This window comes from Terrabacter sp. Soil811, assembly GCF_001429655.1.
GTDB lineage: Bacteria > Actinomycetota > Actinomycetes > Actinomycetales > Dermatophilaceae > Terrabacter.
In genome coordinates this window covers 525,592-549,211 of record NZ_LMSX01000007.1, presented here as the reverse complement: position 1 = coordinate 549,211, position 23,620 = coordinate 525,592, and the positions used below count along the sequence as shown (strand labels likewise).

Genomic DNA, 23,620 nt, shown 5'->3' with positions numbered 1-23,620 from the left:
CCACCCTGCCAGTCCGGACGGCTCAGACGGCGGCCGCGGCCGTCGCGTCGGCGGCCGCCCGCACGACGAGCCCGGCGATCTCCTCCGGGTGCGTGAAGAGGTTGTTGTGCGAGCCGCCGAGCAGCGACGTGCGCACGCTCGGAGCGCTGTGGGCGGACGAGGCGAGCTGGTCGAGCCACGTGACCGGCACGAAGGCGTCGTGCACCCCCGCCGTCACCGTCAGGGGCGCGGGCAGGTGCGCGATCCGCTCCTCGGGGGCGTCGTGGATCCCCGACTGGAGCATCGTGATGATGCCGGTGCGACCCCGGTAGAGCTCCATCGCGTCGACCTGGTCGAGGCGGTCGTCGCGGTAGGCGAAGGGGGTGGCCCGGGCCAGACGGTGCAGGCGGCGTTGCTCGGGGGCGAAGGTCGTCCCGGCGAGCACGAGCGAGAAGTCCCGGCGGCGGGCACTGAGGGCGAGGGCGGCGGTCAGCGCTGCTTGCCCGCCCGTCGAGTGGCCGAGCACGACGACGGGATGCCCGGCGGCCTGGGCCTCGATCCAGCGCGCCGCGGTGAGGCCCGTGGCGTGGATCGAGGGGCTCGTCGGACGTGGCAGGTCGGAGCCGAAGCCGGGCAGGTCGAGCACCGTGCAGGCCAGGCCGCGGGCGACGAGGGCTCGCGCGGTCGGGATCGTGTAGAACGGCAGACCGAGCCCGGGGAGGACGACGACGAGCGGCGTCGTGCGGGGCGCGTCGCCCCCGAGGGCCAACGACCGCACGACCCGGCCCCGGAGGCTCGTGAACTGCACGCGCACGTCCGTCCCGACGTCACGGCCGAGCACGTGGTGCGGCTTCACGAGCGCACGCCGCGGCGCGTGGCCGGAGCCGTGCTGGCACGCACGACCATTTCGGGCTCGATGACCACCGGGGCGGGCGGTGTCGTGCCGGAACCTCCGTCCGGGGCCCCGCCGTCGAGCCGTTCGGCGAGGGTGCGCACGGTCTCGGCACCGAGCCGCTCGGCGTCCTGGCGCACCGTCGTCAGGGCCACGTGCGGGTAGCCGGCCTCGGTGATGTCGTCGAAGCCGACGACGGACACGTCGCCGGGCACGTGGAGCCCGGCCTGCCGCACCACGTCGACGAAGCCGATCGCGCAGCGGTCGTTGAAGGCCGCGACGGCCGTGGGTCGTTCGCGCGCGCCGAGCCCGAGGAAGGCGCGGGCCGCCTCGGCACCCTCGAGCTCGCTGACGCCGCCGGGCAGGACCATCTCGGTCAGGGCCGGCGAGCGGCGCATCGCCGTGCGGTAGCCGCGTCGCCGCTCGGCCGCGCCCGCGGTGCGACCGCCGTCGAGCAAGGCGACCCGGCGGTGGCCGAGGCCACGGAGGTGCTCGACCGACAGGCGCAGCCCGGCGGCGTCGTCGGTGCGCACGACGCCGACCCCGCCACCGGGGACGGGCCGCAGGACGCTGACGACCGGAAGGCGTGCGGCGAGTCGCTCGAGCTGGGCCGTCTCCTGGCTGCTACCGAGCAGGATGATGCCCTCGCACCGCTCGGCGAGCAGGGTCTCGACCGCGGCCGCCTCCGAGCGCGACGGCGTGACGCCGCTCAGGACGAGCTCGTAGGCCGCCGCGTCGGCGTGCGTGTAGAGGCTCTCCAGCAGGTCGCCGTGGAAGGCGTGACCGACGGCGAACGTCACGCCGAGCGTGCGGGTGCGGCTGCTGCCGAGACGGCTGGCGCGGGTGTCCGGGCGGTAGTCGAGCTCGCGTGCGGCGGCGAGGACGCGCTCGCGTGTCGCCTCGGACGCGCCCGGGACACCGCGGAAGACGATCGAGACGAGGGCGCGCGAGACGCCCGCACGTGCGGCGACGTGCTCCATCGTGACTCTCTCGCTGCCCACGTCGCGACTCTAGAGCGCTCCATGAATGTCGGCCAGCCCTTGACCGGCGTGGCGGTGGGGCGCTTCAATGAGTCACGAACTAGAGCGCTCTAGTCACCATCTGCGAAGGAGCAGCCCATGACGCGCATCGACCCGGTCCGGATCGGTCTCATCGGAGCCGGCCGCATCGGCACCCACCACGCCACGACACTGGCTCGGAGGCTCGGGGAGGCCGAGCTCGTCGCCGTCGCCGACCCCCGGGCGGCCGCGGCCGAGCGGCTCGGCGAGGAGCTCGGCGTCGACTGGCTCACCGACCCGCAGGCCCTCATCGACGACCCACGGGTCGAGGCCGTCGCCATCACGTGCGCCAGCACCGCGCACGCCGACCTCGTCGTCGCGGCTGCGGAGGCCGGCAAGGCCGTCTTCGTCGAGAAGCCGATGGCGATGAGCCTCGCCGATGCCGACCGCGCCGTCGCCGCGGCCCGAGCTGCCGGCACACCCCTGCAGGTGGGCTTCAACCGTCGCTTCGCCCGCGACTTCGCCGCCGCCCACGAGACGGTCGCCGCCGGGGGCATCGGGACGCCCCAGCTGCTCCGCTCGCTCACCCGCGACCCCGGCCTCGCCGACCCGGCCGGCGTGCCGCCGTGGACGATCTTCACCCAGACGCTGATCCACGACTTCGACGCGCTCAACTGGTTCAACGCCGGCGCGACGGCCGTCGAGGTCTCCGTCATGGCCGACGCCCTCGTCGCACCCGACTTCAAGGACGCGGGCCTGCTCGACACCGCCGTCGTGACCATCCGCTACGACAACGGCGCGATCGCCGTCGCCGAGGCGAGCTTCTCGGCCGCCTACGGCTACGACGTGCGCGCCGAGGTCTTCGGCTCGGCCGGCATGGTCACCGCCGGCAGCCCGGCCCACCTCAGCACGGCGCACTGGAGCGCGGCCGGGGTGGCGAGCCCGACGGCCGGCGCCGACACCGACCTCTTCACCGACGCGTATGCCGCCGAGCTCGCCGCCTTCTGCGCCGCGGTTCGCACCGGTGGGCCCACGCAGGTCGGTGGTGAGGACGCCCGTGCCGCGCTGCGGATCGCGCTCGCCTGCATCGAGGCCGTCGAGACCGGTGGCACCGTCACGATCCGCGACGCCGACCGCGTGGCGACCGGAGCGGGTGCCTGATGGCGAGCCCGTTCCCGCTCGCGGTGAGCGCCGAGATGGTCTACCTCGACCTGCCCTTCGCCGAGCGCGTGCGCCGCATCCACGCGCTCGGCTTCCAGGTCGAGATCTGGGACTGGACGCGTCACGACGTCGACGAGCTCGTCGCCCTGCGTGACGAGGGGGTCGTCTACTCGTCGATGACGGGCTACGTCCGCGGCCGGCTCGGCGACGCGGAGGGGGCGGACGAGCTGCTCGCGACCGCCGCCGAGTCGGTGCCGGTGGCGCAGCGGCTCGGCATCCCGCGGCTCAACCTCCACGGCACCGGCCTCGACGACCGCGGCCTGCCCGTGCGGCCCGAGCCGGTCGTGACCGGCCCGATGTGGCTGACGGCCCAGCGCACCCTCGGGCGGATCGCCGAGCTGGGGCAGCGCGAGGGCGTGATGTTCGTGCTCGAGAACCTCAACACCGCCGTCGACCACCCCGGCGTGCCCTTCGCGACCGCCGCCGACTGCCTCGCCCTCGTCGCGGCCGTCGACAGCCCGCACCTCAAGCTGATGCTCGACCTCTACCACGCCCAGATCGGCGAGGGGAACCTCATCGAGCTCTGCCGCCGGGCCCTGCCGCACATCGGCGAGATCCAGGTGGCCGACGTGCCCGGCCGTCGGGAGCCCGGCACCGGCGAGATCGCCTATCCGGCCATCGCGCGGGCCCTCGTCGAGATGGGCTACTCCGGTCCGGTCGGTCTCGAGGGCTTCGCGTCGGGCGACGACGAGCAAGCGCTGCAAGGCTTCCGCGACGCCTTCACCGCCTGACGGTCGGCTCGAACCCGCGGGGGCACAGGCTCGTTCGAGGTGATCCCTACACCTACGTGCGTCGCAGGATCACCTCGAACCGCGGTGGGGGAAGTCAGCCGCGAGAGCTGATCCAGTCGGGGAGGATGCCGCTGCCGAGCGCGGCCGCCCGCAGCGGCGCGGCCAGCTCGGCGACCCGGCGCGTGCCCTCGAGCCCCAGGTGCGCCCAGCCCTCGAGGGCCATCCTGTCCGTCTCGCGCTCGAGGTCCTTGCGGAACACGAGCCCCTCCTCCGTGAGCGCGTCGCCGTCGACGAGCCCCAGCTCGGTGAGCCGCGCGACGCCGGCCGCCCACTCGTCGTCCGACCAGCCGCGGCTCGACCGCATGAATCCGGTGTTGCCGGAGAAGAGGCCGCCGATGACGATCGACTCGACCGGGTCGAGCCCGGCGTGGAGCAGCGCTGCCACGTGGCCGTCCCCGCGGTGCTCACGGATGAGGGTCGCGGCGTGCCAGAGCGCGAGGCGCGGCTCGTCCGGCCATTCGAGCCCGGCGTGGGCGGCATACAACGGGCGGCCGGGGGCCGTGAGGCCCGCGCAGACGGTGCGGGCGAGGTCGAGCAGCTCGGTGACGTCGGTGTCGCCGACGACGCGGTCGAGCACGACGGTCATGCCGTCGCGACGGGCCTGCTGCACCCGCTCGGGGCTCGCCGCCGCCCACGACGCGGGCAGGGCCTTGGCGTGCAGCCACGGTGCGAAGACGTAGAACGTCGCGGTCGGGACCTCGGGCCCGACCGCACCGAAGGCGGCCGACCGTGCGGCGAAGTAGCTGAGGCGCGGGTGCAGGCCGAGGGCGACATAGGCGTTGCGCACGTCGTCGGCGAAGTAGCCGAGCACGTGGAGCGTCTCGAGACCTCCCCCAGGCCTGTCGGGAGGCGCGGATGAGATCGAGGTCGTCGGCGGCGCGGCTCATGACGAGCAACCTAGGCGGCGAACCGCGGCGAACGTCGATGAGCCTCAGCGGACGACGAGCGCGAGTGCCGAGACGATGGTCGCGGCGAGCACGAGCTGGTCGAAGCGGGTCTGGCTGAGGCGCCGTGCCGTGTGCAGCCCCAGCCAGGTGCCGACGAGCACGAGCGGAGCGAGCAGGACTGTGCGCCAAAGGGTCTCCACGCTGAAGAGGCCGAGTCCGATGCTGAAGGGCAGCTTGCAGAGGTTGACGCCGAAGAAGAAGAGCGCTCCGGTGCCGAGGAAGCGGCGCTTCTCGACGCCCTGCGCGACGAGGTAGAGCGTCATGACCGGGCCGGCAGCGTTCGCCGTCATCGTCGCGAAGCCCGCGGCCGCCCCCGTGCCGAGCGCGGCAGCGCGCGAGGAGCCGACCCGGGCCGTGTCGGGGGAGCGCCACGTGAGGACGAGCTGGAGCGCCGCGAGGACGAGGAGGAGGCCGCCGATGGCGCGACGCAGCGTCGTGTCGTCGACCCACGAGAGGAAGAGGGCGCCGAGGGCGAGTCCGGGCAGCACGGCCGGGATGAGCCGCTTGAGCAGGCCGGTGTCGGCGTCGCGGCGGTAGTGCCAGACGGCGACGACGTCACCGATGAGGAGCAGCAGCAGGATCGCCGCCGTCGACTCCTTCGTCGGAAGCACGAAGGCGAAGATCGCGATGGAGATGCTCGCGACCCCACCGATGGCCGTCTTGGCGAAGCCGATGAGCAGCGCGGCGACGCCGAGCAGCACCAGCGACGTGACGGTCATGGAATCGGAGCGTAGGCCGCGGCGGCCGGGCGCGTCCGTCCGTCCACGGCATCCGGCCTCGGGTCAGACGCCGCGTCAGACCCCGAGCGAGGCGCCGAGCTTGCCGAGCAGGCGAGCGAGGGTGGCGCGCTCCGACGTGCTGAGTGGCTCGAGCAGGCGCGCCTCGTTGGCGAAGTGCTCGGGCGCCGCGCGATCGATGAGCTCGCGCCCCTTCTCGGTGAGCACGACGATGCGGCTGCGGCGGTCGCCGCCTGCGACACGGCGCTCGACGAGCCCGGCGCCCTCGAGCCGGTCGAGCCGCTTGGTCACCGCGCCCGAGGTCACCATCGTCTGGTCCATCAGCTCGGTCGGGGTCAGCTCGTGCGGCTCACCGGTGCGGCGCAGGGTGGCGAGCACGTCGAAGTCGCCCTCGCCGAGACCGTGCGCGTTGTAGACCTTGACGAGCTCGGTCGTCAGGGCCAGGGCGACGCGGTGCAGCCGGCCGATGACGAGCACCGGGGTGACGTCGAGCTCGGGGCGGACGGCGGCCCACTGGTCGACGACGTGCTGGGCGTGGTCCTCGTGGTGCTCCATGGGTGGAATATATCTTCTTCGGAAGGTATTTTATCTTCCATGGAAGGCAATCGAGCGAGCTGGACGAACGTCGCGCTGACGGCGCTCCCCGCCGCCATCTGGGGATCCACGTATGCCGTCACGCAGCAGTGGCTCCCACCCGGCCGTCCGCTTTTCGCGGCCACCGTGCGGGCCCTACCCGTCGGCCTGCTCATGCTCCTGTGGCTCCGGCGCCTGCCTCGGGGCGACTGGTGGTGGCGCTCGCTCGTCCTCGGCTCGCTCAACATCGGGCTCTTCTACGCGCTCCTCTTCTTCGCGGCCTACCGCCTCCCGAGCGGCCTCGGCACCACGCTCGTCGCGACCGCTCCCATGGTGACGATGGGTGTCTCGTGGTTGCTCCTGGACCAGCGACCTGCCCGGGTCTCGGTGGCGGCCGGGCTGGTCGGCCTCGTCGGGGTCGCGATGCTCGTGCTCCAGAACGGCCTCGACCAACCTCTCGACCCGGTCGGCCTCGGGGCCGGGCTCCTCGCCGTCGTGCTGTCGTCGTGCGGCTTCGTCCTCACGAGGAAGTGGGCGCCCACCGACGACGTCGTCACCATGACGTCGTGGCAGCTCGTCGCGGGTGGCCTCGTGCTCCTGCCGATCGGGCTCGTCGTCGAGGGCGCGCCGCCGGCCCTCGACCTGCCGGCCGTGGGGGCGCTCGTCTTCCTCGGTCTTCTCGGCAGCGGCGTCGCCTACGTCCTGTGGTTCCGCGGTCTGGCGATCCTCGGCCCGACCTCCGCCTCGATCATCGGCCTCGTCAACCCGGTGGTCGGCGTCCTGCTCGGCGTCGCGCTCCTCGGTGAGCGCTTCGGTCCGGTGCACCTCGTCGCCATGGTCCTCGTCATCGGCAGCGTCCTCGCAGCGCAGGAGCCGGTCCGGGCCCGCCTCGCCCCTCGCCAGGCGAGGCCCTGGTCGCCCAGAAGAGCAGCACGGGATCGGTGTTTCCCTGTGCCACGTGCCGACCCTGGCCGCCGAGGGCGACCGCGGCGCACGGCATACCGCCTCGGAGGCGCACGGTTGCGAGCAGACACGAGGAGCGCAACGCGAGCTCGGGCAGGCAGCGTGCGCCCCTAGGGTGCGCCTCAGTCGGTCTCGTCGAGAGCGCGCCGCGGCCCCCGTGCCGCGTGACAGGGGATGAGGAGTGCGCGATGCGTGGATCCCAGCCGGAGCGCGACGACGAGATCGCCCGGGTCCGGGCCCGCCGCACACGACCGCGTGGGACCGGTCGGTCGATGCGAGGGCGTGTCGGGCAGCGGGCCCCCGTCGTCCGGGCTGCCCTCGTGGCCCTCTGTGCCCTCGTGGCGGTCCTGACCGTGTCCGGCGGCGCCACAGCCCTCGAGCGTCCGGAGTCGCTCGGCCTCGAGCAGTCGCCCACGGTCACGGTGGTCGGCGCGGCGCAGGTCGGGGGAGACCTGACGGCCGAGCCGGCCGACTTCGCCGTCGGCGACGTCATGACGTACGCGTGGTCCGCCGACGGCGTGCCGCTCACGGGCGCCGACGCTGCCCGACTCCCGCTGACGCCCGACCTCGTCGGCGCCATGCTCACCGTGACGGCGACCGGCCGGCAGGACGGCCGGCCGGACGAGATGGCCACGGCCACCGTCGGTCCCGTCACGCCCGGCGTCATCGCACCGGTCGGCACGCCGCTCATCACGGGGACGCCGCGGGTCGATGCCGTGCTGTCGGGGAGCGCCGGGACGTGGGACCCGGCCGCCACGCTGACCTACGCCTGGCTCGCCGACGGAAGCCCGGTCACGGGAGCCACCTCCCTGACGTTCACGCCGCGCGCCGAGCAGGTCGCCGCCGTCCTGTCCCTGCGGGTCACAGCCGTCCGCGACGGCTACGCGACCCGCTCTGCGACCAGCGCCGTCACGCTCCCTGTCGGGTCCGCCACCTTCACCACGTCACCCACTCCGACGATCAGCGGCACGCTCCGTGTGGGTCGGGTGCTCACGGCCGACCCGGGGGCCTGGTCGCCGAGTGCCACGCTGACCTACCAGTGGCGGGCCGGCGGGGTCGCGATCGCCGGAGCGACCGCCCGCACGTACGTGCTGCAGGCCGCCGACCGGACCAGACAGATGTCGGTCCAGGTGCGGGGCGGCCGCCCCGGCTACGTGCCGGTGACGCGGACCTCCGCGGCCACGGCCGCCGTCGACTACGGCCTCTTCACCGACTCGCCGACGCCGACGATCGGCGGCGTCGTGCAGATCGGCTCGACCGTCCGGGCGGCCCCGGGCACGTGGTCACCGTCGGCCGTGCTGAGCTACCAGTGGCGGGTCGGCGGCGTGGCGATCACGGGAGCGACCGGCGCGTCCTACGTGATCCCCTCGGGCTACCTCGGCAGCTCCCTCTCTGTCACGGTCACGGGGCGCCGGACGGGCTACCTCACCGTCTCTCGCACCAGCACGGCGCGGACGGTGACCCAAGCCTTCACGACGGCGCCGACCCCGAAGATCTCGGCCCAGCTCACCCGCGTGGGGTGGGTGCAGCGAGCCACGGCCGGCGCCTGGTCGCCCGCGGCGACGCTCAGTGTCCAGTGGCGGCGCAACGGCGCCGCCATCACCGGCGCGACCGGGTGGAGCTACCGGCTGACCACCGCCGACCTCGGCAAGCGCATCACCGTGACGGTGACGGGGCGCCGGTCCGGCTACACGACGACGACCCGCACGAGCGCGGCCACCGCGACCGTGCTCGCTGCCCCCTACGGCTTCACCAGCTCCGGCACGCCGGCCGCCCCACCCACCGCGGCCTACGCGCCGTCGGTCATCCGCACCCTGATCGATGCGCAGTGGTCGGCCATCACCGCGGCCGGTGTGTGGCGTGCGGGAGACTGCCCCGGCGGACGCTCGACCTTCCGCCGCGTCGACGTGCCCTACTGGGGTCTCGACGGCAAGGTCCACCGTGGCTACGTGGTCGTCAACGCCGACGTCGCCCGCAGCACGGCCAAGATCTTCGACGCCCTCTACGCCAAGCGCTTCCCCCTTCACCGGGTCGAGGGCATCGAGAACTGGGGCGGCTGGGAGTGGCTCGCCTCGAAGGCCAACGCCTCGACCGCCATGAACTGCCGCAAGCCGTCCGAGGCCAACTCCAGCAACGCGTACTCGCCCCACGCCTGGGGGCGCGCCCTCGACTTCAACCCCGTCCAGAACCCCTACGTCAACCCACACACCGGCAGCTGGGACCCCAACCCGCCGCCCTCGGCCTCGACCCCGGGGACGATCCGCTACGGCGGCGTGGCCTGGACGGTCGTCACCTCGTTCGGCTGGTACTGGTCGGGCAACGACTCGTGGCACGACTACATGCACTTCGACACCGGCTACCCGTCCACGCCGCGCAGCGGCTTGCGGGTCGTCGACGGGGCGGTCGGTCACGACCGCTGACCGGCCGGCAGCGCGCCGCGTTCGCCACGGCCGGGCGGACGGCAGGCGGCCGCCTCTTCCCAGCGGGGCCCGAGCGGGTAAGGCTGTGGCATGGCCACCGACACCGACCACACCTTCGACGTCATCGTCATCGGGCTCGGACCGGGCGGTGAGCACGTCGCCGGGAGCCTTGCCGAGCGCGGCCTGCGCGTGCTCGGTGTCGACCGCAGACTCGTGGGGGGCGAGTGCCCCTACTGGGGCTGCATCCCGTCGAAGATGATGATCCGTGCCGCTGACGCGCTCGCCGAGGCCCGTCGTGTCGACGGGCTGGCCGGGTCGGTCGGCGACGTCATGCCCGACTGGTCGGTCGTCGCCACGCGCATCCGCGAGGAGGCCACCGACGACTGGGACGACAGGGTCGCCGTCGAGCGACTCACCGGCAAGGGCGCGACCTTCGTCCGCGGCACGGCCCGCATCGCGGGGCCGGGACGCGTCGACGTCGACGGCACCGCCTACACGGCGACGACGGGCATCGTCGTCAACACCGGCACGACGGCTGCGATCCCACCCGTCGACGGCCTCGCGGACACGCCCTACTGGACCAACCACGACATCGTCGAGGCCACCGAGCTGCCCGGGTCGATCGTCGTGCTCGGCGGCGGCGCCATCGGCTGCGAGCTGAGCCAGGTCATGGCCCGATTCGGCGTCGACGTGACGGTCGTCGAGGCTGCCGACCGCATCGTCGCGCTCGAGGAGCCGGAGGCCTCCGACCACCTCGAGAGTGCGCTCGAGGCGGACGGCATCACCGTCCGCGTGGGTGTCGGCGCCGAGAAGGTCACCCACGACGGCTCGACGTTCACGGTCACGCTCGCCGACGGCTCGACGCTGGCGGCTGAGAAGCTCCTCGTCGCCACCGGCCGCCGCGCCGACCCCGCCGCCGTCGGGCTCGACACGGTCGGCGTCGCCAAGGACTCGCGCACCGCGCCCGTCGACGACCGCTGCCGCGTCGCCGACGGCGTCTGGGCCGTCGGCGACATCACCGGCAAGGGCGCCTTCACGCACGTCTCGATGTACCAGGCGGGTGTCGTCATCCGTGACGTCCTCGGCGACGACGGCCCACCGGCGGAGTATGCCGCCCTCCCGCGCGTGACGTTCACCGATCCCGAGGTCGGTGCCGTCGGGATGACGGAGGCCCAGGCTCGCGAGAAGCTCGCGAACGTCCAGGTGGGCGTGACCCCGCTCGGCGAGACGACCCGCGGCTGGATCGCCAAGGCGGACGGTCTCATCAAGGTCGTCGCCGACGCCGACCGCGGCGTCCTCGTCGGCGCCACGACGATGGGTCCGGCCGGGGGAGAGGTGCTCGGCGCGCTCGCCGTCGCCGTGCACGGCGAGGTCCCGATCGAGCGGCTCCGCTCGATGATCTACGCCTACCCGACGCTCCACCGCGGCATCGAGGACGCGCTCGGTCGCCTCGCCTGAGGTCGCGGCGAGCCGACCGCAGCGGGCCGCGCCTGCGGCGGTGCGTCGTGTGGTGGAGCAGTGACCTGGCGACATTCGGGCGACGGGGCGGTGACGGCTGTGCGGCGCGCGGGCGACGAGTGTCCGGGCCTGCATGGGCGACTCGAGCCGGGCGATACGGTGAGCGCATGGCACAGCGACTGCTCGCCCTCGACCTCGACGGCACGACTCTCAACCACATGGGCGAGCTCTCCGACCGCGTCCGCGACGCCGTCCAGGCCCTGCCCGACGACGTCGCCGTCGTCATCGCGACGGGTCGGTCGATCATCGCGACGACGCCGATCCTCGAGGCTCTCGGTCTGCGCCAGGGCTACGCCATCTGCTCCAACGGTGCGCTGACGCTCCGCCTCGACCCCTCTGCGGCAGAGGGCTACTCGATCATCGACATGGTGACCTTCGACCCCCAGGCGGTGCTCGAGAAGATGCGCGTCGCCCTCCCCGACGCGCTCATCGCTGTCGAGGAGCCCGGCGTCGGCTTCAAGGTGAGCAAGCACTTCCCCGACGGCGAGCTGATGGGTGAGTCGCGCGAGGTCGACTGGGACGAGCTCATCGCGCACCCCGTCACGCGCGTCACCCTGCGCCAGCCCGAGGCCACGGCCGAGGAGTTCATGGAGATGGTCGAGCGTGCCGGTCTGCACGGGGTGTCGTATGCCGTCGGCTGGTCCGCGTGGCTCGACATCAACCCGGAGGGCGTGTCCAAGGCGAGTGCGCTCGAGCTCGTCCGTCGCCAGCTGCGCGTCGAGCCGATCCACACCGTCGCGTGCGGCGACCAGCGCAACGACCTCGAGATGTTGCACTGGGCCGCGTGGGGCGTCGCCATGGGCAACGCCCCCGACCAGGTCAAGGCCGTCGCCGACGAGGTCACCGGCCACGTCGACGACGACGGCCTCGTCCCGGTGCTCGACGCCGTCGCGCAGGCGGCGCGGGCAGGCGTCGCCTTCCGCGAGGGCGTCGAGTCGGCCGCGACCGCGCGGCTCGAGCTCTAGACCCGGACGACGGGCCCCCGCGTGCCGATCGTCTTCGTCCACGGCGTCGCGGTCCGCGACGAGGACCCCACCCTCGCGCGGGCGACGCGGGCCTTCGGCGAGGTCCCGTGGCCCACGATCGAGGCGCACCTGCGTGAGCACGTCGCGCCTGCCGTCTCGGACGACCCCACCGGGGTGCCGATCATGCGGATCTACTGGGGCGACCTCGGCGCCCACTTCGCGTTCGGCGGCCGGTCCCTGGTCTCGCGCCCGCTCGACCTGCCGGAGGCGGCCGAGGACGCTGCAGGCGCCGTGGCGGAGGCAGCCGACGAGCTCGTCGACGACGTCATCCCCGAGCCGCGACGCATCCGTCGGCTGCGCGGGGCGGCCACGTCGCTGCGCCGGCCGCTCGAGGACTTCGTACCGGTCTTCCTCGGCGACGTCCTGACCTACGTCTCGACGCGAGGCAGTGCCGAGGCTCCGGGACCGATCGTCGAACGTGTCCTCGCCGGCCTCGACGCGGCGGCCTTCGCTGCCGAGAGCCGGGACGAGCCGCTCGTCGTGCTCACCCACAGCATGGGCGGGCAGATCGTCTACGACCTCGTCACCCACTTCTTGCCCCGGATGCCGGAGCACCGGGGGATCCGCATCGACTACTGGTGCGCGGCTGCGTCGCAGGTCGGCCTCTTCGAGGAGCTCGGGCTCTTCCTCGAGAGCGCGCCCGACCGCGGACCCGGCCCGGCGGCACACCCCCCTCGCGAGCACCTCGGTGGCTGGTGGAACGTGTGGGACCACGCCGACCTGCTGAGCTTCCGCGCGGAGGGCATCGTCGAGGGCGTCGACGACTCGGCGTTCTTCGCGGCGGGCAGCCTCGCGACCGACCACTACCGCTATCTCGCGAACGCCGACTTCTACCGCGCCCTCGCCGGCCGCGTCCGTGCCAGCATCGGACGACCGGACCGCCACTGAGCCGTCGCCGAAGGATTCTCGGGTCTCGTGTCGAGAAGCGTCCGACGCGTTCGACGTAGAGGTGAGCAGGGTCCGACGACCGTGCACCGACCGCAGGAGGAGACCGCCATGCGCTTCATGATCATCGTCCACAGCACCCCCGAGACCGAGCAGGGCACGACCGGCACCGAGCAGCAGTTCGCCGACATGCAGGCCTACAACGAGGAGATGCTCAAGGCCGGCGTCTTCGTCGACGGGCAGGGGCTCCACCCGACCGCCAAGGGTGCGCGCGTCACGTACGAGGACGGCGACTGGGTCGTCACCGACGGGCCGTTCGCCGAGGCGAAGGAGCTCGTCGCCGGCTTCTCGATCATCGATGTCAGCTCCCGCGAGGAGGCGCTCGAGTGGCTCCGGAAGTGGCCGGTGTCGTGCGCCCCCGACCCCGGTCAGGCACTCGAGCTGCGCCAGGTGTTCGCCGCCGAGGACTTCGGCGACGCCTTCTCACCCGAGCTGCGCGAGCGCGACGAGCAGATGCGCGCCGAGGCCGCTCGCAACGCCGCCCAGGGCTGAACCGACACCGGTTCGTGCCACAGTGTCGGGGTGTCATCCACCGCCGACCAGACCGACGAGACCACGTCACAGGCCACCCGGGCATCCCACGACGACGTCCAGTGCACGCTCGAGGCCGTGTGGCGCATGGAGGCCGCCAAGGTTACGGCGGTCGTCGCCCGCGTCGTCGGCGACGTCGGGCTCGCCGAGGACCTCGCGCAGGACGCGTTCGTGCAGGCGCTCGAGCAGTGGCCCCGCGACGGCATCCCGACGAAGCCGGGTGCCTGGCTGACGGCGACCGCGAGGCGGCGGGCCATCGACCGCATCCGGCGCGACGTCAACCTCGCGAGCAAGCTGCAGCAGGTGGGACACATGGAGGAGCTGCGCGTGGCCGAGCTGGCCGAGGGCGACTTCGACGCCGCGCTCGAGGACATCGACGACGACGTCCTCGGCCTCGTCTTCGCCGCGTGCCATCCCGCCCTGACCGCCCAGGCGCGAATCTCCTTGACGCTGAGGATGATCGGTGGCCTGACGACGCGCGAGATCGCCCGTGCCTTCCTCACCACTGAGCCGACCATCGCCCAGCGCATCTCGCGGGCGAAGAAGACCCTGAGCCAGGACGGCGTCACCATCGAGGTGCCGTCGGGCGCCGAGCTGGCACCACGTCTCGCGTCGGTCCTCGAGGTCGTCTACCTCATCTTCAACGAGGGGTATGCCGCCACGTCAGGTCGCGACTGGGTGCGTGGCGACCTCATGGAGGAGGCCATCCGGCTCGGTCGGGTGCTCTCGGCCCTCGCGCCCGGGGAGCCCGAGGTGCACGGCCTGCTCGCCCTCATGGAGATCCAGGCCTCGCGCACGCGGGCCCGCATCGGTCGCGACGGCGAGCCCGTCCTGCTCCTCGACCAGGACCGCACGAAGTGGGACTGGGCCCTCATCCGCCACGCGCTCGCCGCCCTCGAGCGCGCCGTGTCTCTCGTCGACCCCGGCCGCGGGGCGACCGGCCCGTACGTGCTGCAGGCCGCCATCGCCGCCTGCCACGCCCGCGCCCGCACGGCCGACGCCACCGACTGGGCGCGCATCGTCGCGCTCTACTCCCAGCTCGGAGCCAACCGCCCGTCGCCCGTCATCGACCTCAACCGTGCGGTGGCCCTGTCCTACGCCGACGGGCCGGCCGCGGCGCTCGAGGTCGTCGACGGGCTCGTTGCTTCAGGCGCGCTCGCCGACTACCACCTGCTGCCGAGCGTCCGTGGCGACCTGCTCGCCCGCCTCGGCCGCGACGAGGAGGCCCGCGCCGAGTTCGCCCGCGCGGCCGGGATGACGCAGAACGACGCCGAGAGGGCGCTCCTGCTGCGCCGCGCGGCCGGCGAGGACTGACCTCCACCGGCACGAAAGCGCCGACGGGGTCGATGTATCAGGACTACCGTCGAGAGACCCTGCACTGACAACGGCTGTCGATCGGGTGGAGGTCTGCCATGGCCGTGGTGCACCAGAGCTGTGTCGGCTACGGCGCCGAGCCCTTCGCGTCGCTCGTCGCCGACTACCCCGGTGACGAGGTCTACCCGTCGGCCGACTTCCGCACCGAGTGGGGGCCTGTCTTCCACCGTGGCCGGCTCGACGGCAGCGCGCGCGTGCTCGTCCTCGGCCAGGATCCGGCGACGCACGAGGCGATCTCGCGCCGCATCCTCGTCGGTGAGGCCGGCCAGCGCGTCCAGGGGCTGCTGGCCAAGATCGGCGTCCACACGGCATACGCCATGGTCAACGTCTACCTCTACAGCGTCTTCGGGCAGGCGGCCGGGAGCCGCCACGCCAAGGACGCCGCCATCGCGGCCTACCGGCACCGCTGGCTCGACGCCCTTCTTGTCGGCACTGAGGTCACCGCCGTCGTCGCGCTCGGCGACCTCGCGGCGACGGCGTATGCCGCGTGGGCACGGACCCAGCCCGCCACCGCTGGGTCGCTGCACCTGGCAGCGATCCGGCACCCCACGTACGCAGAGGGATTCGCTCGTGCGTCGGGCAAGCCGCTCGCCGAGACGACCGCCTCGCAGCTTGCGAACTGGAACGACCACCTCGGCGACCTCGCCGCGCACGTGACCCCCGAGGGACCCACCGACCTGACGCCGTATGCCGCCACGTGGGGTCCCACGGACCTCGCACCCATCCCGGAGGTCGACCTCCCACCCGGCGCGCCCGCCTGGTGGCGCGACGTCGACGCGTGGGCGACCCGCACCGGCGACGACAAGCAGACGAAGCGCGCGACGATCAGCGTCGTCGTCCCGAAGGGAGCCCGCACATGGCCAGCTCTGTGACCCGGCCGGCACGACCCAGCGCCGGCACGACGTCCGCCCGCGAGCACTGGGATCCGGGCGGGTCCGGCGGTGGCTCGGGCCCGTTCGCCAAGGCGTACGCCCGCGGCATCACCGAGGAGCTGCCCGAGCCGACGCGCCGCTCCCGGGCGCTGCCCCCGGCGCCCTTCGCGCTGCACGGCGCCGTCATCACCCCCGACGGGGCGTGGTCGAGCGGCTACGTCACGGTCTCGGGCGGGGTCATCGACCGAGTCTCGAAGAGCAAGCCGACCGACGTCACCGTGCTCGAGACCGACGGGGTCATCCTGCCCGGGCTGCTCGACCTCCACGGCCACCCGGAGTTCAACGTCTTCGCCGCGTGGGAGCCGCCGAAGCTCTACGACAACCGCTACGCGTGGCGGCGGTCCAAGCCCTACCAGGCTCTCGTCCGCGACCCGCAGAACCTCCTGCTCACGCAGGTGCCGCCCAAGACGCAGACCCGCTACGCCGAGGTGCGCGCGCTCGTGGGCGGCGTCACCGGCATCCAGGGCGCGTCGGGTGCGAGCAGCGCGTCGTCCGAGCCGCTCGTGCGCAACCTCGACCAGTGGGCCTTCGGCGCGCACCGCGCGCGCTCGATGATCGACCTGCCCTCGGGGTCGTTCGGGCTGCCGAGCTTCGAGGCCGTCATGGCGCGGATCACGGCCGGCGACGTCAACGCCTTCTACCTGCACCTGTGCGAGGGGAAGCGCGGGGATGCCGTGAGCGCCAAGGAGTTCCAGCGTTTCATGACGCTCGGCGGGGCGACGTCGGCGACGAACATCATCCACGGCAGCGCCCTGACCGCCGACGACCTCCACACCGTCGCAGAGCTCGGCTGCCGGCTCGTGTGGTCGCCGCAGTCCAACCTGCGCCTCTACGGCGAGACGACCCTCGCGGGCGAGGCCGTCGCGGCCGGGATGCCTGTCGCCCTCGGCGCCGACTGGCTGCCCTCCGGCTCGACGAGCCTGCTCGCCGAGATGAAGGTCGCCCGCCGTGAGCTCGCCCGCCAGGGTCACCCGATCGCCGCAGCCGACCTCGTCGCCATGGTGACCTCCGTCGCTGCGCGGCTCGCCGGGCTGGATGACCATCTCGGCGCCGTCGCGGAGGGCCGCCCCGCCGACCTCGTCGTGCTCGAGCGGCACCACCCGGACCCCTACGAGAACGTGTGCCTCGCCGACCCCTCATGGGTCGACCTCGTCTGCATCGGGGGCGACGTCACGTACGGCCGCGCCGACTGGTTCGGGCAGCTGTCCGGTGCCGCGACCGGCACGACGATCGAGGACCTCACCGCGTGGGGCAAGCCGATGCGGCTCGACACCGGCTACCAGGGCGGCACGGACGTCCCGTCACTGACCGCCGTGCGCACCGCCCTCACCGCCGCGTACCCCGCCGTGGGCCCGATCTTCGCCTGACGGCACACGCCCGCCTCGGCGCGCCCTCCGCTCGCGGCGGCACAGCGTGGAGCCAGCCGCCCAGCACCTCCTGTCTGTCGCTGACCCCGACGGGTGCGGCTGTGCTCGGGCCCAGCGGCCGCCGCCCGAACACGATCCGAACACGACCCGGACCGAGGCTTCACCTGGGTGCGCGAACGTAGGGGCCATGAACACCGACACCCGCCGGACGACCGGCCTCAAGCGCTCCTCCACCGCCCTCGGTGCGGCGGTCCTCGTCCTCGGCAGCCTCGCGCTGGGCGCCTGCTCGAAGACCGACTCGACCGGCACCGCCGCCAGTGCCATCGGTGCCGCGTCAGGGCAGGACTCAGCAGCCGGCGACGGCGACACCATCGACCTCGTGTCCGCGGCCGTCGACACCCCGGCCGTCGACGACTCGACCCAGGGGGCAGCCGCCGCCGTGAAGGGTGACCGCAAGGGTCTGCGCGCCCGGATGCTCCGGGCGCTGCACGGCACGTGGGTCACCGAGGGCACGTCCGGTCCGGTCACCCACCAGGCGATCCGCGGCGACGTCACCGCGGTCTCGAAGGGCTCGATCACGGTCAAGGCCAAGGACGGCTTCTCGCAGACCTTCGCCATCGCAACGGACACGAAAGTCCGGGTCCGTTCCAACGGCAAGGGCGCCGACTCGACCATCGGGGCCGTCACGGTCGGTGCCAAGGCGCTCGTCACCGGCGTCGGCGCGACGAACCCGACGGCCCGTCTCGTCGTCTTCAAGGTCACGACGTCCCAGCCCGGCGGCTCTCCCTCCCCGAGCGCGACGAGCTGAGACGCGGCACCCCGTCCGGGGACGGGCCGGACGGGGTGCACAGACGAGGGAGGCGCCCCGCACCCAGCGGGACGCCTCCCTCATTGACGGTCGGCACGGCATACGACCCGGGTATGCCGTGTGGCCGGCCGGCCGGACGGCCCACGGCCTGTCAGGCGTGCGGCAGCGAGGACGCCTCGTCCTCGGGCTCGGCAGCCGGGTCCGGGGCGGCGTCGGCCCGCTTGTTGGCCGCCACGCTCGTCACGGTGACGACCGCGAGGATGCCGATGATGACGCCGAGCGAGAGCAGCGTCGGGATCTCCGGGACGCCCGGCCACACGCCGTGGGCCCAGTGCAGGACGAGCTTGACGCCGATGAAGGCGAGGATGAGCGACAGGCCGTGGCCGAGGTGCACGAGCTTGGCCAGGGCGCCCTCGAGGACGAAGTAGAGCGCCCGGAGGCCGAGGAGGGCGAAGGCGTTCGTCGCGAAGACGAGGTAGGGGTCGCCGGTGATGCCGTAGACGGCCGGCACGGAGTCGATGGCGAAGACGATGTCGGTGCCGAGGATCGCGACGGCGACGAGAGCCAGCGGCGTGAGGGCCCGCGTGCGACCCTGGCGGACCGTGAGGCTGGTGCCCGCGTAGGTGTCGGTGACGGGGTAGAAGCGGCGGATCAACCTGACGCTGCGCAGCTGGTCGACGTCGATGCTGTGGTCGGTGTGCGACAGGGCGTCGCGGCCGACCTTGACCGCTGTTGCGAGCAGGATCGCGCCGAAGAGCAGGAAGGTCCAGGCGAAGCTCGCGATCATCTGCGCGCCGAGCGCGATGAAGATGCCACGGAGCACGAGGGCGCCGCCGACGCCGATGAGCAGCACCCGCTGGCGCAGCTCGCGCGGCACGGCGAACGCCGAGAGCAGGATGATGAAGACGAAGAGGTTGTCGACGGACAGCGACTTCTCGACGATGTAGCCGGTGTAGTACTCGACGCCCTGCTGGGAGCCGTACTGCCACCACAGCCAGCCGCCGAAGACGACCGGGATCGCGATGTAGAAGGCCGACCAGCCGATCGCCTCGCGCATGCTCGGGTCATGGGGGCGGCGGGTGATGAGGAAGTCGATGACGAAGAGGGCGACGATGCCTGCGATCGTCGCGATCCACAGCGTCGGCGAGCCGATCGACTCGGCCGATCCAGCGGGCGGCGCCGGGGTGGCGGCGGACAGGGCAGTGAGCATAGGTCTCCTCAGAACGTGATGTCTGAGGTCTCCTTCACCGACTGCCGTCGGCCACGAACCGGGGTGGTCGTCGGACCACCGTACTGACCGGAGCGCGCGAGGAAGTACTCCCCTCGCGGATGATTCTACGGGCGGCGCGGTCGCCGCCCAAACGGCCTGTCGAGGGTTGCGGCCTCAGGCCTCGCGGGTGGCTCGCACCGCGCGGCCGGCGAGCTCGTCGGAGCTGACCGGGCGGGCCCCGGCGGTCCAGTCGGCCTCGTCCTTGGCGTACTGGAGCCCGTAGGCCGGCTGGCCGGGCTGGGTGCGCCAGCCCTCGGCGAGCGGGCCGAGGTCGAGGGTGTCGTAGCCGATGGCGTCGAAGGCGCGGCGCACGGCGTCTTTCGCGGCGGCGTCGTCGCCGGCGATGGCGAGGGCGCTGCGGCCGTCTGCGCCGGCATGCAGCAGGGGCCGGGCGAGGTCGCGCAGGTGCTGGACGTAGATGTTGTTGAAGCCCTTGACGACGTGTGACTGCGGCAGGTGCGCCTGGAGCAGCTCGGAGCTCGTCGTGGAGCCGTCGTCGAGGGCCTCGATCTGGCCGTCGCGCTGGGGGTAGTAGTTCATCGTGTCGATGACGACCGTGCCGGCGAGCTCGTCGACCGGCACGTCGCGGTAGGCCTTGAGCGGGATCGTCACGACGACGAGGTCGCCGGCCGCTGCCGCCTCCTGCGTCGTGGCGGCTCGGGCGTGGGGGCCGAGCTCGGTCACGAGGTCCGCGAGGGTCTCGGGACCCCTGCTGTTGCTCAGCACGACGTCGTGTCCGGCCGCGATCGCGAGCCGGGCGACGGTGCTGCCGATGTTGCCGCTGCCGATGAAGCCCCAGGTGGTCATGCCTCGTCAACCGCCGGAGTACCCGGCCCATTCCGAGGGCCAGGTGGTCCTGCCGGTGGTGCGGCGTCCGGTGGGGTCATCACCCCACCGGACGCAGGACGATCCGTCGGTCGATGCGACGGGCCTCCCGTGCCGCGGCGCCGAGGGCGTATGCCGTCCGCTCCTGACGGTGGGCCGGCGCCCTCAGTGCGTGGTGGCGTGGGAGAGGCGCAGGGTGAAGCGGGCGCCTCCCTCGGCGGCGTGCCCGGCCTCGACGGTCCCACCGAGCAGCTGGGCGAGCCGCCCGACGATGGCCAGACCGAGGCCCGTGCCGACGGGGCGGATGCCGCGGTAGCGCTCGTGCAGCACCGACGGATCGAAGGCGACGGTGAGGTCGTCGTCGGTCAGGCCGGGACCGCCGTCGCGCACCTCGACGACGGCCACGTCCGTGGGGGAGCCGGGCTCGCGGCGCACCTCGACGACGATCGGGCGGCCGGACGGCGTGACCCGCAGAGCGTTCTCGAGCAGGCCGTCGACGAGCTGGCGCACCCGAGCCGGGTCGGTGACCGTCCAGGCGTCGGCCACGGCCGGGACGAAGGTGAAGGGCACGCCCACGGCGGCGCAGCGCCGGGACCAGACCGACTCGACCTCGCGGCCGAGGGCGACGAGGTCGGTGCGCTCGGGGTGGACGCTCGGGCTGTCGGCGCCGAGCCGCGCGAGGTCGAGCAGGTCGCCGACGAGCCGCTCGAGACGCTTCGCCTCGGTGAGGACGACGCCGCCGACCCGGGCGGTGTCCTCGGGAGGGACGACGCCGCTCGCGAGCGACTCGGCGTAGCCGCTGATGCCGGTGAGCGGCGTGCGCAGGTCGTGGGACACCGAGAGGAGGAAGTCGCGCTGGCGGCCCTCGGACCGGGACAGCGAGCTCGACAGGGAGTTGAGGGCGCTCGCCACCTCGGCGACCTCGTCGGGACCCTCGACCGGCACCCGGACGTCGCGCTGACCGGCCGCGAGGGCATGTGCCGCGTCGGCCGTCCTCCGCAGCGGCCGGGACAGGCGCCTCGCGACGGCGATGCTGACGACGACGGCGACGACCGCGGCGATGGCGAGCGCGAGCAGGACGCGGCGCACGAGCCGGTCGGAGTCGGCCGTCGCGTCGGACCGGCGCTGAACGAGGACGATGCCCCCGGCGTCGGTCGGGCGGCCCTCGACGAGGACGAGCGTGCCACCGAGGTCGTCGCGGGTCGAGACGGTGCGACCGGCGAGCAGGGCCTTCTGCCGGGCCGGGGTCAGGGCGTCCCGGGCGAGGGCGCTCGTCGAGGTCACGGCACCCCCGCGTCCGACGCTCGCAGACTGGATCCCGAGCGCGCCGAGCGTGCGGACCGCCTTGTTCTGGGCCGCCCGCGCGACGACGCCCGAGTCGGCGCGTTCGGCGGCGGCGTCGGCGATGCGCGACAGCGTGCGCCGGGCCGAGTCGTCGGCGGACGTGCGGGTCAGGCCGACGGCGAGCAGGCCGGCCAGGAGAGCGGTCAGCACCGCGATGCCGACGGCGAGCAGGACGATCCGTCGCGACAGCGTCCCCCGCGAGCCCGTCACGGTCGCGGCCCGGGCGCTCGTGGGTCGTCCGCGGCAGGGGCGGCACCCTCGTGCGGAGCCCGCGCGGCGGCATACCCGACGGAGCGGACGGTGCGGATCGGGCTGGCGTCACCGAGCTTGGCGCGCACCTGGGCGACGTGGACGTCGACGGTGCGCCCGCCGGCGGTCGCGGCATACCCCCAGACGTCGCTGAGCAGCTGCTCGCGCGTGAAGACGACCCCCGGACGACGCATGAGGTGCGTCAGGAGGTCGAACTCCGTTGCGGTCAGGGCGATCTCGCGCTCGGCGACCCGAACCTCGTGGCTCGTCAGGTCGATGCTGAGGTCGCCGGCGCGGAGCACCTCGGGTGCCTGGGAGTCCCCGCGGGTGCGTCGCAGCACGCCCCCGAGCCGTGCCACGAGCTCCCGCGGCGAGAAGGGTTTCGTGATGTAGTCGTCGGCTCCGAGCTCGAGACCGACGATGCGGTCGACCTCGTCGTCGCGGGCCGTCACGAAGAGGACGGGGGTCCAGTCGCCGCGCCCCCGGAGGCGGCGACACACCTCGATGCCGTCGAGCACCGGCAGGCCGATGTCGAGCACGATGGCGCTCGGGCGCAGGTCGCGCGCCGCGTCGAGGGCGCTCGCCCCGTCGGCCACGACCTCGACGCCGTAGCCGGCGGCCCGGAGGTTGAGCCGCAGCACGTCGGCGATGGCCGGCTCGTCCTCGACGACGAGCACGAGACCGCGGCCGGGGTCGGCGCGGCGGTCGGGGCCGGGGCCGGGCTCGGTGGACACGATCGCAGCGTAGTGAGCGCCGGCGGCGCGCACGTCACGCTCGTGTTCGGGTCGTGTCAGGGGACGAGGCGCTCACGCGAGTGGGACGGGGCGCTCACTCGACTGGGCAGGCGACGGCGGCGGGCCCCGACCCACGCGGCGGCCCCGGCCACGACGAGCACGACGACCACCACGCCCCACCACGACCCGGCCTCGGCGGCGAGCCAGGCCTGGACCACGGCGAGCCCGACCGTCGCGTAGAGCACCGCCCAGAGGGTGGACCCGACGACGGCGGCCGGCAGGTACCAGCGCAGCGGCATCCGCATCACCCCGGCGGTGAGGTGGATCGCCGTCTGGATGCCGACCGTGAGGTAGGACAGCGTCACGGCGAAGGGCCCGAAGCGTCGCAGCAGACCCTCGGCGCGGGTCGTCAGGTCGCCGTGCGTGCCGCGGGCGCGACGCCAGCCGGCCACGGCGCCGCGCCCGACCCAGTAGGTGCCGTTGGACCGCACCATGGCGCTCGCGAAGAGCGCGAGGAACGCCTGCCAGAAGGGCAGCGCGGCCAACGTGTCGAGCATGGCGTCAGCCTAGGCGGGCGCTCGAGCCCGGCCCGCCGAGGGCCACGCCCTCGTCAGAGCGGGCCGAAGTCGACCTCGGCGGCGGCCACGACATCGCCCGTGCGGCCGGGTGCGTCCGACCAGGACCAGTAGGTGTTGGTGTGGGCGATGACCTGCTCGGGCGCGACGGGGACACCCCACTGGCGGAGGTCCTCGGTCGTGTGGGCGTCCCCGACGAGGGTGGTGTCGTAGCCACGGACGAGAGCGCCGTGCAGTGTCGAGCGGATGCAGGCGTCGGTCTGAGCGCCGGTGACGACGACCCGACCGACCTGGCGCTCGGCGAGGACCGACTCGAGGTCGGTGTCCTCGAAGGAGTCGCCGTAGCGCTTGTGGACGAGCGGCTCGGACTCGGCACGGGCCAGCTCGGGGACGAACTGCCAGCCCTCCGTGTCGATCGGCATGTTGTCGTCGGAGTGCTGCACCCAGATGACGGGGACCTGCTCGTTGCGCGCCTTGTCGACGAGGGCGTTGATCCGGGCGATGACGCCGTCGCGGTCGTGCGCGCCCGAGACGACGTCATTCTGGACGTCGATGACGAGCAGTGCGGTGTTGGGGCGTCCGTGCAGGGTGGTCATGGTGGC

At 73.3% G+C, this 23,620-nt stretch carries 23 protein-coding genes; 12 read left to right on the top strand and 11 right to left on the bottom strand.

Annotated elements, in window-relative coordinates; all coding sequences use genetic code 11:
• Positions 1–22 precede the first annotated feature (22 nt).
• Both ASH01_RS09410 and ASH01_RS09405 read right to left on the bottom strand, forming a co-directional pair.
• Positions 23–835, bottom strand: a complete 813-nt coding sequence (locus ASH01_RS09410) for an alpha/beta fold hydrolase (RefSeq protein WP_056774634.1) — start codon at positions 833–835, stop codon at positions 23–25.
• The gene (locus tag ASH01_RS09405; RefSeq protein WP_082619630.1) at positions 832–1,872 is read right to left on the bottom strand and encodes a LacI family DNA-binding transcriptional regulator; all 1,041 of its coding nucleotides are present in this window, start codon (positions 1,870–1,872) and stop codon (positions 832–834) included. Before ASH01_RS09405 ends, ASH01_RS09410 begins: the two co-directional genes overlap by 4 nt.
• 117 nt (positions 1,873–1,989) lie before the next feature.
• Here ASH01_RS09405 and ASH01_RS09400 point away from each other — a divergent pair, with 117 nt between their 5' ends.
• The gene (locus tag ASH01_RS09400) at positions 1,990–3,030 is read left to right on the top strand and encodes a Gfo/Idh/MocA family oxidoreductase (RefSeq protein WP_056774629.1); all 1,041 of its coding nucleotides are present in this window, start codon (positions 1,990–1,992) and stop codon (positions 3,028–3,030) included.
• Entirely contained in the window at positions 3,030–3,821 is a 792-nt protein-coding gene (locus ASH01_RS09395; protein WP_056774625.1) for a TIM barrel protein, read from the top strand. The genes ASH01_RS09400 and ASH01_RS09395 overlap by 1 nt, the downstream gene beginning before the upstream one ends.
• Before the next feature lie 94 nt (positions 3,822–3,915).
• Here the strand turns inward: ASH01_RS09395 and ASH01_RS09390 are convergent, their stop codons facing one another.
• The 3 genes from ASH01_RS09390 to ASH01_RS09380 form a co-directional block, all read right to left on the bottom strand.
• Positions 3,916–4,743, bottom strand: coding sequence for an SCO6745 family protein (locus tag ASH01_RS09390; protein WP_443081117.1), 828 nt, complete (start codon positions 4,741–4,743; stop codon positions 3,916–3,918).
• A gap of 69 nt (positions 4,744–4,812) precedes the next feature.
• A complete protein-coding gene (locus tag ASH01_RS09385; RefSeq protein ID WP_056774618.1) occupies positions 4,813–5,547 on the bottom strand; it encodes a sulfite exporter TauE/SafE family protein in 735 nt (244 codons plus the stop codon).
• Positions 5,548–5,622: 75 nt separating this feature from the next.
• Positions 5,623–6,120: a MarR family winged helix-turn-helix transcriptional regulator gene (locus ASH01_RS09380; RefSeq protein WP_056774616.1), complete on the bottom strand. Its 498-nt coding sequence runs from the start codon at positions 6,118–6,120 to the stop codon at positions 5,623–5,625.
• Positions 6,121–6,159: 39 nt separating this feature from the next.
• Between ASH01_RS09380 and ASH01_RS09375 the strand changes: the two genes are divergently transcribed.
• From ASH01_RS09375 to ASH01_RS09330, 10 genes are all read left to right on the top strand, one after another.
• Entirely contained in the window at positions 6,160–7,215 is a 1,056-nt protein-coding gene (locus ASH01_RS09375; RefSeq protein WP_235508679.1) for a DMT family transporter, read from the top strand.
• A gap of 74 nt (positions 7,216–7,289) precedes the next feature.
• The gene (locus tag ASH01_RS09370) at positions 7,290–9,521 is read left to right on the top strand and encodes a M15 family metallopeptidase (RefSeq protein ID WP_056774611.1); all 2,232 of its coding nucleotides are present in this window, start codon (positions 7,290–7,292) and stop codon (positions 9,519–9,521) included.
• 90 nt (positions 9,522–9,611) lie between these two features.
• Positions 9,612–10,979 (top strand): dihydrolipoyl dehydrogenase family protein, encoded by a 1,368-nt coding sequence (locus tag ASH01_RS09365; RefSeq protein ID WP_056774607.1) that lies wholly within the window; start codon positions 9,612–9,614, stop codon positions 10,977–10,979.
• A gap of 167 nt (positions 10,980–11,146) precedes the next feature.
• Positions 11,147–12,004, top strand: a complete 858-nt coding sequence (locus tag ASH01_RS09360; protein ID WP_056774604.1) for an HAD family hydrolase — start codon at positions 11,147–11,149, stop codon at positions 12,002–12,004.
• 21 nt (positions 12,005–12,025) lie between these two features.
• On the top strand, positions 12,026–12,952 hold the full coding sequence (locus ASH01_RS23220) for a hypothetical protein (RefSeq protein ID WP_056774601.1): 927 nt from the start codon (positions 12,026–12,028) through the stop codon (positions 12,950–12,952).
• Positions 12,953–13,060: 108 nt separating this feature from the next.
• Positions 13,061–13,501, top strand: coding sequence for a YciI family protein (locus ASH01_RS09350; protein ID WP_056775307.1), 441 nt, complete (start codon positions 13,061–13,063; stop codon positions 13,499–13,501).
• A gap of 30 nt (positions 13,502–13,531) precedes the next feature.
• Positions 13,532–14,854, top strand: coding sequence for an RNA polymerase sigma factor (locus tag ASH01_RS09345; RefSeq protein ID WP_082619628.1), 1,323 nt, complete (start codon positions 13,532–13,534; stop codon positions 14,852–14,854).
• A 98-nt stretch (positions 14,855–14,952) separates the two neighbouring features.
• Entirely contained in the window at positions 14,953–15,786 is an 834-nt protein-coding gene (locus ASH01_RS09340) for a uracil-DNA glycosylase family protein (RefSeq protein WP_056774598.1), read from the top strand.
• Positions 15,771–17,213 carry an amidohydrolase family protein gene (locus ASH01_RS09335; RefSeq protein ID WP_235508680.1) on the top strand — a complete coding sequence of 481 codons (1,443 nt, stop codon included), beginning with the start codon at positions 15,771–15,773 and terminating at the stop codon, positions 17,211–17,213. The genes ASH01_RS09340 and ASH01_RS09335 overlap by 16 nt, the downstream gene beginning before the upstream one ends.
• Before the next feature lie 187 nt (positions 17,214–17,400).
• Positions 17,401–18,021 (top strand): hypothetical protein, encoded by a 621-nt coding sequence (locus tag ASH01_RS09330; protein WP_056774595.1) that lies wholly within the window; start codon positions 17,401–17,403, stop codon positions 18,019–18,021.
• A gap of 151 nt (positions 18,022–18,172) precedes the next feature.
• On the opposite strand, the gene ASH01_RS09325 is transcribed toward ASH01_RS09330, so the two are convergent.
• The 6 genes from ASH01_RS09325 to ASH01_RS09300 all read right to left on the bottom strand — a co-directional run bounded on the left by ASH01_RS09325 (position 18,173) and on the right by ASH01_RS09300 (position 23,614).
• Positions 18,173–19,231 (bottom strand): TerC/Alx family metal homeostasis membrane protein, encoded by a 1,059-nt coding sequence (locus ASH01_RS09325; protein ID WP_056774593.1) that lies wholly within the window; start codon positions 19,229–19,231, stop codon positions 18,173–18,175.
• 174 nt (positions 19,232–19,405) lie between these two features.
• Positions 19,406–20,098: an NADPH-dependent F420 reductase gene (locus ASH01_RS09320; protein WP_056774589.1), complete on the bottom strand. Its 693-nt coding sequence runs from the start codon at positions 20,096–20,098 to the stop codon at positions 19,406–19,408.
• 183 nt (positions 20,099–20,281) lie between these two features.
• Entirely contained in the window at positions 20,282–21,670 is a 1,389-nt protein-coding gene (locus ASH01_RS09315; RefSeq protein ID WP_056774586.1) for a sensor histidine kinase, read from the bottom strand.
• Complete coding sequence (locus ASH01_RS09310; RefSeq protein WP_056775298.1) at positions 21,667–22,443, bottom strand: response regulator transcription factor; 777 nt, start codon at positions 22,441–22,443, stop codon at positions 21,667–21,669. Before ASH01_RS09310 ends, ASH01_RS09315 begins: the two co-directional genes overlap by 4 nt.
• Positions 22,444–22,499: 56 nt before the next feature.
• A complete protein-coding gene (locus tag ASH01_RS09305) occupies positions 22,500–23,000 on the bottom strand; it encodes a DedA family protein (RefSeq protein WP_056774583.1) in 501 nt (166 codons plus the stop codon).
• Between the two features lie 53 nt (positions 23,001–23,053).
• Entirely contained in the window at positions 23,054–23,614 is a 561-nt protein-coding gene (locus ASH01_RS09300) for a cysteine hydrolase family protein (protein WP_056774581.1), read from the bottom strand.
• Positions 23,615–23,620: the final 6 nt, after the last annotated feature.

What these genes read in the sequence shown, in the direction of transcription:
- ASH01_RS09400 (WP_056774629.1), top strand. Translation starts at nt 1,990, where the DNA reads ATGACGCGCATCGACCCGGTCCGGATCGGTCTCATCGGAGCCGGCCGC.
- ASH01_RS09395 (WP_056774625.1), top strand. Translation starts at nt 3,030, where the DNA reads ATGGCGAGCCCGTTCCCGCTCGCGGTGAGCGCCGAGATGGTCTACCTC.
- ASH01_RS09385 (WP_056774618.1), bottom strand. Translation starts at nt 5,547, where the DNA reads ATGACCGTCACGTCGCTGGTGCTGCTCGGCGTCGCCGCGCTGCTCATC.
- ASH01_RS09380 (WP_056774616.1), bottom strand. Translation starts at nt 6,120, where the DNA reads ATGGAGCACCACGAGGACCACGCCCAGCACGTCGTCGACCAGTGGGCC.
- ASH01_RS09375 (WP_235508679.1), top strand. Translation starts at nt 6,160, where the DNA reads ATGGAAGGCAATCGAGCGAGCTGGACGAACGTCGCGCTGACGGCGCTC.
- ASH01_RS09370 (WP_056774611.1), top strand. Translation starts at nt 7,290, where the DNA reads ATGCGTGGATCCCAGCCGGAGCGCGACGACGAGATCGCCCGGGTCCGG.
- ASH01_RS09365 (WP_056774607.1), top strand. Translation starts at nt 9,612, where the DNA reads ATGGCCACCGACACCGACCACACCTTCGACGTCATCGTCATCGGGCTC.
- ASH01_RS09360 (WP_056774604.1), top strand. Translation starts at nt 11,147, where the DNA reads ATGGCACAGCGACTGCTCGCCCTCGACCTCGACGGCACGACTCTCAAC.
- ASH01_RS09350 (WP_056775307.1), top strand. Translation starts at nt 13,061, where the DNA reads ATGCGCTTCATGATCATCGTCCACAGCACCCCCGAGACCGAGCAGGGC.
- ASH01_RS09340 (WP_056774598.1), top strand. Translation starts at nt 14,953, where the DNA reads ATGGCCGTGGTGCACCAGAGCTGTGTCGGCTACGGCGCCGAGCCCTTC.
- ASH01_RS09335 (WP_235508680.1), top strand. Translation starts at nt 15,771, where the DNA reads ATGGCCAGCTCTGTGACCCGGCCGGCACGACCCAGCGCCGGCACGACG.
- ASH01_RS09330 (WP_056774595.1), top strand. Translation starts at nt 17,401, where the DNA reads ATGAACACCGACACCCGCCGGACGACCGGCCTCAAGCGCTCCTCCACC.
- ASH01_RS09325 (WP_056774593.1), bottom strand. Translation starts at nt 19,231, where the DNA reads ATGCTCACTGCCCTGTCCGCCGCCACCCCGGCGCCGCCCGCTGGATCG.
- ASH01_RS09320 (WP_056774589.1), bottom strand. Translation starts at nt 20,098, where the DNA reads ATGACCACCTGGGGCTTCATCGGCAGCGGCAACATCGGCAGCACCGTC.
- ASH01_RS09305 (WP_056774583.1), bottom strand. Translation starts at nt 23,000, where the DNA reads ATGCTCGACACGTTGGCCGCGCTGCCCTTCTGGCAGGCGTTCCTCGCG.
- ASH01_RS09300 (WP_056774581.1), bottom strand. Translation starts at nt 23,614, where the DNA reads ATGACCACCCTGCACGGACGCCCCAACACCGCACTGCTCGTCATCGAC.